Raw genomic sequence first — 10,395 nt, forward strand, 5'->3', positions numbered from 1 at the left:
ATTCTCCTCTATACACTGTCTATATAAGTATCATAAATTCCTAATTTCTAAATTTTTATACTTATTTATTGAATTAAACGTTTGACACTGAATAGTTTTGTTAATAAATTGTTGTGCTTATTTTGTTGGCTAGATTAAGGACAATCGATGCGTTCTTCACTGTTAAAATCACTCACGTTAATTGCTGTATCTCTGTTATCTTTTCATTCTTATGGTGTATCCAATTGGGTTAATTTTGAAGTGATTAATGGTCACATTAATCTTCCTGTGACGATTAATGGTGTAGAAGGTAAGGCTATATTAGACAGCGGCTCTCAAGTTAATGCGATCAATATCAGCTTTATTAATAAAAATAAGCTTGAGTTTTCTAAGGGAAGCAAAGTCGATATTAAAGGTGTTTATGGCACCGAAACTCGCCAACTTTATAACAATGTTAAAGCCAATTTATTTGGTGCTGATCTAGAGTTAGATGAACTGGTTGGTTTACGTTTAGGTCATCATGAGGTGCAGTTATTATTAGGTGCAGGCTTGCTCGAAAAATTTATTTTCCAAATTGATTATCCAAATAACCGTTTAAGATTATTTGAACGTGATTCAGTTGATCTAGCAAAGCTCAAAAACATTGAAATGCAAATTGATCGAGGAACTGGGCAACCAATTGTGAAAGTAAACCTTAATGGCGAAAAGAACGCTTGGCTTATATTAGATACTGGTAATAATAGTGGTTTGTTTTTAAAACGAACTCTGGCTACTGACTCTGATTGGTTAAACTTGTATGGTGCTCAATCTGGTACAGGTTATGGTGTTAATAACATAGCAAATATAGATAACTTTCGCTTACCTGAAGTTAAGTTCGGTCCATTTACTATCGAAAACGTTCAATCTAGTGTACCTGCAGATGGTCAAACTGAGTTCATCTCGGGTCAAGATAGAAGTGATTTGTCGCGCATTAAAGGCAAAAATATTAAAGGACTTGTTGGGTTCGATATTCTTAAACACTTTGTTCTCACCATTGATTATAAAGCTGGCCATATGCATGTAGGACTTCCTGAAGAATCTTAAGTGTCTGTTTATTTAGTTAAAACCAGGCTACTAACTATGGAGTAGCCTTTTTTATTTATTACATGTCACTCCATTCTATTTCCGTGTTGTTAGATTTTAACGTCGTAATTAACACTGAATCATTGCTGATTGTTTACAATTGGAGTAATTACGCACTTTTAGGCAATTAACCCAAGACTATTGCGGCAAAAACACCGATAATTCCCCCTAATTTAGACAAGCTGGCCGTTCGGCTGTGCACGACTGTGGACATATTCAATGGAAATCAAAGTAAATTTTCTCGACAATTTGAGACTCGAAGCCAAATTTGACGACTTTACCGTTACGGCCGACCAACCTATTCGTTACAAAGGTGATGGCTCTGCCCCAAGTCCTTTTGATTATTTTTTAGCCTCGTCTGCATTGTGTGCGGCTTACTTTATCAAGGTGTACTGTAAAGCCCGTGATATCTCAACTGAGCACATCAGACTGTCGCAAAACAATATCGTTGATCCTGAAGATCGCTATAACCAAATTTTTCAAATTCAGGTTGAGTTGCCAGATGATATTTCGGATAAAGACCGTGAAGGTATTTTACGCTCTATTGACCGTTGTACCGTTAAAAAAGTGGTGCAAACTGGCCCAGAATTTAAAATCGAAACCGTTGAAAACCTAGATTCAGACGCCAATGCGATGTTGATGGGGCAACCCGATGGTGACAGCAATACCTATATTTTAGGTAAAGACTTACCGCTTGAACAAACCATTCAAAACATGACTGGGTTATTAGCCGATCTTGGGATGAAGATTGAGATTTCATCGTGGCGTAATATTGTGCCTAACGTATGGTCTTTACATATTCGTGACGCCGCATCGCCTATGTGTTTTACCAACGGCAAAGGTGCCACAAAAGAAAGCGCATTATGCTCGGCATTAGGCGAGTTTATAGAGCGTTTAAACAATAACTTTTTCTATAACGATCAATTTTTTGGTGAAGAGATCGCTAACAGTGAGTTTGTGCATTACCCAAATGAGAAATGGTTTGCGCTTGAAGGCGACGACGCGCTGCCAACAGGCTTACTTGATGAATATTGCCTGGATATTTATAACCCAGATGAAGAGTTATGCGGTTCGCACCTAATTGACACTAACTCAGGTAATAAAGCACGCGGCATTTGTGCGATTCCATACACGCGCCGCTCAGATGGTGAAACGGTTTACTTCCCGTCTAACTTGATTGAAAACTTGTTTTTAAGTAATGGCATGAGTGCGGGTAACAACTTACAAGAAGCTCATGTTCAGTGCTTGTCTGAGATTTTTGAACGTGCAGTAAAACGTCAAATTATTGAGCAAGAAATTGTGCTGCCAGACGTGCCAATGGCAGTGTTAGAGAAGTACCCCAGTATTTTGGCTGGTATTAAAGGCCTAGAAGAGCAGGGTTTCCCTGTTGTGGTTAAAGACGCTTCATTAGGCGGGCAGTTCCCGGTGATGTGCGTTACCTTAATGAACCCGCGTACTGGTGGTGTATTTGCCTCTTTTGGTGCACACCCAAGCTTTGAAGTAGCATTAGAGCGTAGCTTAACTGAGCTGTTACAAGGTCGCAGTTTTGAAGGCTTAAACGATGTGCCCAAGCCAACCTTTAATAGCATGGCGGTAACTGAGCCTGAAAACTTTGTAGAGCACTTTATTGATTCAACAGGGGTTATTTCCTGGCGCTTCTTTAGCAGCAAATTTGATTATGAATTCTGTGAATGGGACTTTAGTGGCACTAACGAGCAAGAAGCTAACGCGCTGTTTGGTATTTTAGAAGACATGGGCCGCGAAGTGTACATTGCTGAGTTTACTGATTTAGGTGCATCAGCATGTCGTATTTTAGTACCTGATTACTCTGAAGTGTACCCAGTGGACGATTTGATTTGGGATAACACCAACAAGGCTCTTAGCTACCGCGAAGATATTTTAAATCTGCATTCGTTAAGCACAAAAGCCCTGTCTAAGTTGGTAAACCGTCTAGAAGAAAGCCAATTAGATAATCAAACCGATATCCCAACTTTGATTGGTATTGTGTTTGATGAAAACACCGTTTGGGGCCAGTTAACCATTATCGAGTTAAAGATTTTGATTTATTTGGCACTAGGTGAGCACGAAGACGCGCTTGAATTGGTTGAAGAGTTTTTGCAGTTTAACGACAATACGGTACAACGCCGTTTGTTTTATCAAGCTGTCAATGCTGTGCTTGAAGTGACCCTCGATGAAGAGTTAGAACTTGAGCACTTTATCGGTAACTTTACCCGCATGTTTGGTAAAGAGGTGATGGACAACGTAGTGGGCTCGGTTAACGGTACGATACGTTTTTATGGTCTGACTAAAACCAGCATTAAGCTTGAAGGTATTGAGCCTCACTTACGCTTGATTGAAAGTTATAAAAAGCTGCATCAGGCGCGTAAAATTAACGCGGCTAAGTAGCGTTAATTGATTCACAAATTAAAGCCCTAATTTTTAGGGCTTTTTTATTGCACTTAGATTGGCCTTCGGGTTATTTAATGACCTTGTTGATAGCCAATTAGCAGGAAAAAGCTTGGTAGGTGGCGTTATTCACTGTGGTTTTAACTGATTAAGATGAAGATTAAGTTTTAGGCAATTTTTTTTGCAGCTGAGCTAAGGTTAAAGGTTTATCAAAGTAGAAGCCTTGGATTAAATGACAACCAAGAGATTGCAGCAAAATGAGTTGCTCTTTTCTTTCTACACCTTCTGCAACAGTGATCATTTTGTATGCATCGCTTATGGCTAAAATAGACTTAACCAGGGTTTTACTTTGCTCATTCACGGTAATGTTATTGATAAAACAGCTGTCTATTTTTAATTCATCGAAGGGCAACATATTTAAATAACTTAATGATGAAAATCCGGTGCCAAAGTCATCGAGTGAGATACAAAAATTGCGTTTTTTCAGTTCAGTTAAAACGTTATATGTTTTCCCTAATTCATTTAGCATGACATTTTCGGTTATTTCTAAGGTGATTCTGCAACGTTGTATGCCTATTTCATCGGTAATCTGAGTCATTGATTCGATAAAATCAGCTGACATAAGCTGATTGGGCGAAATGTTAATTGACACCTTAATTGCATTTGGCCCATTAGGAGAAATGCTTAGTATGTCTTTGCAGGCCTGAGTAAATACAAATAAGCCTATTGGTTTAATGAGCCCTATTTCTTCAGCAATACCGATAAAGTCAGTCGGCGAAATGGTGCCCAGGGTTGGATGTCCCCACCTTGCGAGTGCTTCTACTGCGACTATTTTCTCAGTTGTGGCATCTATTTGTGGCTGGTAAAGCACAAATATTTGCTGATTGCTGAGCGCATCTTTTAACTTGTTTTCGAGTAAATATTTGTATTGCAGTTCTTCATTTAACTGATGATGATAAAAAGTCGTACTCCCTTTTAGTTCAGTTTTAGATTTATAGAGCACTATATCTGCTTTATGAATAAGGCCTTCAGCATGATGGTCATCAGCTGGGTACATGCTGGCGCCAATGCTACATTGGGTCTTTATTTCGTGCCCATGGATGATAAATTTATCTTCAAATAATTGCTGTATTTTTTCGATTTTTAAATAAGCTTCATTAATATGGTTAAGTTGTGGGAAGCAAAATACAAACTCGTCACCTCCAAAGCGTGACACTGTGTCGTTTAAGTCAAACGCATGCTTAAACCTTTGGGCAATAGATTTTAATAATTCGTCGCCTGCGCTATGACCATTGCAGTCATTCACTCTTTTAAAGTCATCAAGATCAATAAACACAACGGCAAGGAGTTGATTGTGTAGTTTTGCAGATTTAATGCCTTCATTTATTTTTTCCATCAATAAAGAGCGATTTGCCAAGCCTGTTAATGCGTCGTGCAATGCACTGTAGTGCAGTTTTTTCTTTGAGTTTTCCAGTGCATTAATGTTCTGTTCAATACGTTGCTGAAAGCGATTAAAGCGACGGGTAATTAAGCTACTGACTATAAGCGACACACCCACCATAAAAAGAGTTGAAAACACACTTAATGATATGATGTTGAATAGTTTTTTTTGATTAAGTGCTTGCGCTTCTTGTTGTTTTATTTCGATGTATCTATTGACATGGCTAGCATTAAAATACGATCCAATGACCCAGTCCCAGCCTTCAATTTTTCTGAGATAGCCTATTTCTGTTTTGCTGTTATTGGTTGTGTTAGCCGTTTGTTTGTTTAATGCCATGAAGCTGCCTTGTGTGATAGCTTCTGAGGCGATTTTTTGCGTTAACGCAGCGTTGGATTGGGTTAACAATGCCAGATTATGTTGTTTGTTCCCATTGGCGAGTATGTTGCCTTGAGTGTCGATGATAAATAAACTTTGGTTTTCAGTGTGTTCAAAATCAATAACCGATTTTAGCAATGATTCTTTTAGATCGTTTTCAATATCGGCAATATATTCTCCCGTGCCGATAAACCAGTCATAGGGCGCGAAATGCTTGCCGAATCCAATTTTTTGATATTCTTTTTGTACAGGTTCTCCCGGTTTTTGGTACCACCAATCGTAGAACGCTTCTCCATTTTGTTGTTTTATTAAGGCTATGTGCTCTCTTAGGATGTATGCTCCCCGAAGATCTTGAGCATCCCAGGCTGAGTCGCCTTCAAGATAGGGTTTGAGTCCATGCAGTATGTTAACTCCATCCATTTGAAAGATAAAAAAGTAACCTCGTCCTTGATAAAACCTAATGGGTCGCAGTGCATCTGTGATTAACTTTGTGACCGTCATTTGGGGTTTGTTTTGGTTGTTGTTATAGATATTCATTGCTATTGCGTGTGCTTCATTCACGCGTTGTTGAGACAAGGTTTTTAGCTCATCGATAACCCCTCTTTTTTTATACAAAATATAGTCGTATGCCTTGTCGGTAGACTGTTTTATGGTGTTTTTATTATTTTCGATAATGTCGTCACGAAGGGATTGGATACTTGCATTGGCTTTGTCTTGATTGTCTTTAATGATAATGACATTGACTGTAATAGCGAAAAATCCGACGACAATACTTGGGGTGTATTTTATGAGGTTAACCAATTTTTTATCATTGAGTATCATCATGAAAACTTAGCAATTCCTTTTAACGTATAAAAAAACAATCCGATAGAGATAACATTTTAGTTATTTAAAATAGTATAGATGTAACCGGTAAGTGTAGCTGGTTATTTTTTGCACGATGCGAATTGTGTTTTTATGGCTAACCTAGCTTTGTTTTGGCTGAATTTGCTTGAGGTTGAAACGGGCTTTGGTTGATGTATGAAGTGAGAGTCAGTCTTGGTTATTACTGTGATGGTTATTGATTGCTACTTTGACTTTTATAGGAAGCCAATTGCTGGGTATGTTTTGTAGCCTTGCTAACCCCCAATAAGCTTTATGGGGATTAACTAGAGGCTATTGAGGTGTATGTGTTTTATTACCATAGTATAAAAACGGACCATCAGAGGTTAATCTGTTTGGTCCGCTTTTTTACATATAGCCTGTAATAAATGGGCTTATTGAGTGTTTAAATAATTATCAACAGCTGTGGCGCGTTCTTCTGCATGTTCGATTAGATCGTCAACAGCATTATAAAAATCGCTGTCACTTTCTAAGAAGGTGTAGCCAGAGACTTCAGATGTGGCATAGGTTTCAACCAGTGCTGAATAGTCGTTGTATTTTGCTTGCATTTTATTGGTTTCAAATGCATCGCTAATGACCTCGAGTAAGTATTCGTTGTAGCGAGCGCGATACACATCATCTGCGTAGATTTTTGCTATCAGCGGCCAACTACTTGAGCTAAGATCTGAGAAGTCTAACGCCAAAGCGCCACCGAGCTTGCCATCTTGAAATGCTTCGTTATTGTCCCATGGGATCCAGGTTAGTTTTGAGGTTTCTGGGTTGTTATATAGGTAGTAGTTATGTGGCATTCTCCCGTATGTATCCCAGTTTTGAATGATGCCATTAACTGCTAAATATTTTAAAAATACGTCTACATCAAATACCGCTTCTAGGTTGGTGCGCCAGGTTGCTGGGTCACTGGTGTAGGTGTCATCATGAAGTGCGGTAAATAACGCTTCAATATCTGACCAGTCTTCTTCATCTTCGTTGGTTTTTTTCTCAAAGTCGTCCTGGTTAAAAGAGCCCTCAACAAACATGGCGCCATCATCTTCAGGCTTATATAAGTTACCTTCGTCGCTTGAGAATTGGGTATCAATTACCGTGTCATCTACTTCTTCAACGAGAGTGTATACGCCAAAATATTCAGGACCGTCGCCATGGTCGATGTACAGGGTATAAAAACCGGTATGAGACACAGCAAGACCTGCGTCTTTAAATACATCCGCCGCGGCTTTTTCGCGAAGCATTGACTCGTCGTTGTAGTTATTTTTTAAACTAAACTTTTTGAAACCGTAAAAACGTTGGTTTTTGATTTGTGGGTAATCATCTTCAAACTCGTCAAAGTCGAGCTTTAAGGCCAATTTTAAAATACCTTGCTGCCAACTGGATTGCAGTGATGAGTTACCTTTAAAACGAATGCCGACTCGGTACCATTGCGTGCCGTTATAAAACACTTCTGCAGGCACAAAAATAGGATCGTCATCATCGACTAAGGTGCTTGAGCTGCTTTTACCAAAGGTACCGTATAGGTCTGTAAGGTTATCGAGCATGCTTTCCCAGCGGTCTTCGGTCACAACAATATCAATTCGCTTTACTTCGGTGTCACTGAAGACTTCATCAAAGTTAGGGTCGACATCGTTGCTGTGAGTTTCGTCAGTCCAATCTGTCGCTTCAAAATCAGCATCATCAACTTCAGTATCAGTATCTGTGCTGGTATCAGTTACTGTTGTGTCTGTGCTAGAAACCGTTTCTGTCGTATCGGTATCACTGTCACTGCCGCCACAGCCGGTAAGCATCAGCAAACTGCCGAGCATAAGTGCAAGTAGAAAAGTAATAGACTGGTTAAATCGTCTATTAGCAGGGGGGATATGATTACTGCTAACCATCAAATTCTCCTAAGTTTTATCTTTTACGTAGTGAGGTCTCAGTTGAATCACTGAAATAAAATAGTTAAAAAGATGTTACTGCTCAAAGGTGTAAAAATTGTGCAGAGAAAAAGGATATATAGAGCAAATTGTGACAAATGACGAAAGGATAAGGCGGGTTTAATTTATTGGCTTTACTTCATCCGCTAAGATCAAATAACACAGATGAGTTTACAGCCATCGTATTTCAGATTTCAGATTAGGGTAGACTGACTTAAGTTACTTATAAAAGGTAGACTGACTTAAGTTACTTATAAAAGGTAGACTGACTTAAGTTACTTATAAAAGGTAGACTGACTTAAGTTACTTATAAAAGGTAGACTGACTTAAGTTACTTATAAAGGCTAGGGGTCTTAAGTTACTTATAAAAAGTAGAGTGACTTTTAAGTGTTATTGCAATAAAAAAACACGGATTTAACTCAGGGAAGGTTTATGAAATTTTCACATTATATTGTTTGTTTAGTGGCTTTTAGCCCTGCTTCTTTTGCCGCCAAATTACCGCCGATTTTAGATTTTTACCCTCTTTGTAGTCCGCAAACTATCGATACTGCCAATGATAAAATGGTTTACGATATTGACCCTGACTTATTGGAATCCTCTCATGGTGATGTATTGTCCCATCGTGATGCATATGTAAAGCAAGCCTTAGTTGAAATACAGCATAAAGCTGCAGCTGCTGGCGCGGATGCAGTTATTATTGATCGATTAACTGTAGGCGGCATTGACCGCAGTCTTGATCTGCAAGATGACAGTAACCGGGTTAAATCCGATACCAAACAAATCCATGTGATTACCGCTGCACAATACGTTAATTTGTGTGACGACACGCAACTTAGCAGCGACCCCACACCGTATAACAGCGAAGGTAAAGCGGTTTCGTATACCCAAACCACTGTTAAGTTGACGATGGCAGAAGAAGGCAATCTGTTAAAAAAAGCGCAAAAACACCAAGCACCTGATGCGCTTATTACAACCGACAGTGCCTATGGCGTTCACATTGGTGGTTCAGTTGATGATTTACAACAAGCATTAGGCCCTCACAGTATTCAGTTGCAACTGGATAATGGCGCAACTGTTTATGGCTACGGACGTAGCTTATGGTTTGTGGTTAAAGACGGTCGTGTATTAATGATTACTCAGGATTTAGGGTTATTAAATGGTCATGGTCAAAACCAAATTGCCTTAAGTGAAAATTATGATAGTGATAATTGGGTGATTGCTGATCAAGTGCATCAAGGTGATGAGCTTAATCGTGTTAAGGCGCATTTACCCCTTAAAAAGCACGGGGATGGCTATAGTATTGCAGGTAAAAATAGTCGCTTATTATTAACCTTTGAAGACTACAAAGAAAACGTGTCTCAAGAGGCGGTTTCTCGCCTGAACAGCTTTGCGGTTTTACCGTTAACAGCAACCGATAAGTATAAAGTTAACTTTGGTAATTTTGATAATATCGACATCACAACATTGCTGACATTAGCATTTAAGCAAGCTTATACCTTGCAACCACAACAGCTCATCAACCAAATCCAATTGACAGATAACGGCCCCAAAGTACTGGTGAATAGCAATGTGTTATTGGGATTTGATAGCCAGGGGGTTGTCAATTCAATCAAAATTACCGAGTCGATGTTTGGCGCACAAACGATGAGTGAATTTAACGCAGTGCTTGCCAGTTACAACTTGCCCGCTATCAAATCTCAATTGTTGGAGCGATACCCAAACGCAGAAGATAATTTTGATAATATTATGCTGACAAAAGGGACTGTGATGTTGTCGATTAATTTTGATTCATACGATGACGATGCACAGTTAATTGATCTCACTTTACAGTTTTAATTGAGATAATCACGAAAGTGAAAGTAGTGTTAATAGTGAAACTGCCAACGATAAAGTGAAGATTATTACGAGTTAATGCGCTAAAGTACCCGCCATTTTTAGTTGATATTGTGCAAGATTGTGCAAATTGTTTTTAGGAACAGAAATGAATATTGAAAATGATGTGATTGATAATTTAGCTGACTTAGAACGCTTTTTACTTTTGGTTGAAAAGGGCGGTTTAGGTTTGCAGGGCGTTACAGGCGTGGGAATGGCCACCAGTAACGCTGATGGCCGTCATTTTGTTGCGGTATTTGGAGATAACCATAAGCTTTTACTTGGCCGCTGGGTTACCCCTGAAATTTTTGAAAGCGGGCAAGATATGGTTAAAAATGGGGTTAAGCCTAAGCATTGATCTCCCCAGGTTTAATCAAGACGAATACCGTTTAAACAAAAAAGGCAGAATCGAAA

General features: G+C 39.0%; 6 protein-coding genes. 4 read left to right on the forward strand and 2 right to left on the reverse strand.

Going from position 1 to position 10,395, the window contains the following annotated elements; genetic code table 11:
• Nucleotides 1–147: 147 nt before the first annotated feature.
• Nucleotides 148–1,062 (forward strand): aspartyl protease family protein, encoded by a 915-nt coding sequence (locus K8B83_RS06410; protein WP_188738611.1) that lies wholly within the window; start codon nucleotides 148–150, stop codon nucleotides 1,060–1,062.
• Nucleotides 1,063–1,320: 258 nt separating this feature from the next.
• Nucleotides 1,321–3,507, forward strand: coding sequence for an OsmC domain/YcaO domain-containing protein (locus tag K8B83_RS06415; protein ID WP_188738609.1), 2,187 nt, complete (start codon nucleotides 1,321–1,323; stop codon nucleotides 3,505–3,507).
• A 160-nt stretch (nucleotides 3,508–3,667) separates the two neighbouring features.
• On the opposite strand, the gene K8B83_RS06420 is transcribed toward K8B83_RS06415, so the two are convergent.
• Together K8B83_RS06420 and K8B83_RS06425 are read right to left on the reverse strand one after the other, a co-directional pair.
• Nucleotides 3,668–6,148: a bifunctional diguanylate cyclase/phosphodiesterase gene (locus tag K8B83_RS06420; protein ID WP_188738606.1), complete on the reverse strand. Its 2,481-nt coding sequence runs from the start codon at nucleotides 6,146–6,148 to the stop codon at nucleotides 3,668–3,670.
• A 431-nt stretch (nucleotides 6,149–6,579) separates the two neighbouring features.
• The gene (locus K8B83_RS06425; protein ID WP_188738604.1) at nucleotides 6,580–8,070 is read right to left on the reverse strand and encodes a CotH kinase family protein; all 1,491 of its coding nucleotides are present in this window, start codon (nucleotides 8,068–8,070) and stop codon (nucleotides 6,580–6,582) included.
• A 471-nt stretch (nucleotides 8,071–8,541) separates the two neighbouring features.
• Here K8B83_RS06425 and K8B83_RS06430 point away from each other — a divergent pair, with 471 nt between their 5' ends.
• Together K8B83_RS06430 and K8B83_RS06435 are read left to right on the forward strand one after the other, a co-directional pair.
• Nucleotides 8,542–9,945 (forward strand): hypothetical protein, encoded by a 1,404-nt coding sequence (locus K8B83_RS06430; protein ID WP_188738601.1) that lies wholly within the window; start codon nucleotides 8,542–8,544, stop codon nucleotides 9,943–9,945.
• Nucleotides 9,946–10,090: 145 nt separating this feature from the next.
• Nucleotides 10,091–10,339, forward strand: a complete 249-nt coding sequence (locus K8B83_RS06435) for a hypothetical protein (RefSeq protein WP_188738599.1) — start codon at nucleotides 10,091–10,093, stop codon at nucleotides 10,337–10,339.
• Nucleotides 10,340–10,395 lie beyond the last annotated feature (56 nt).

Origin of the sequence: Shewanella inventionis (assembly GCF_019931735.1) — a bacterium.
GTDB lineage: Bacteria > Pseudomonadota > Gammaproteobacteria > Enterobacterales > Shewanellaceae > Shewanella > Shewanella inventionis.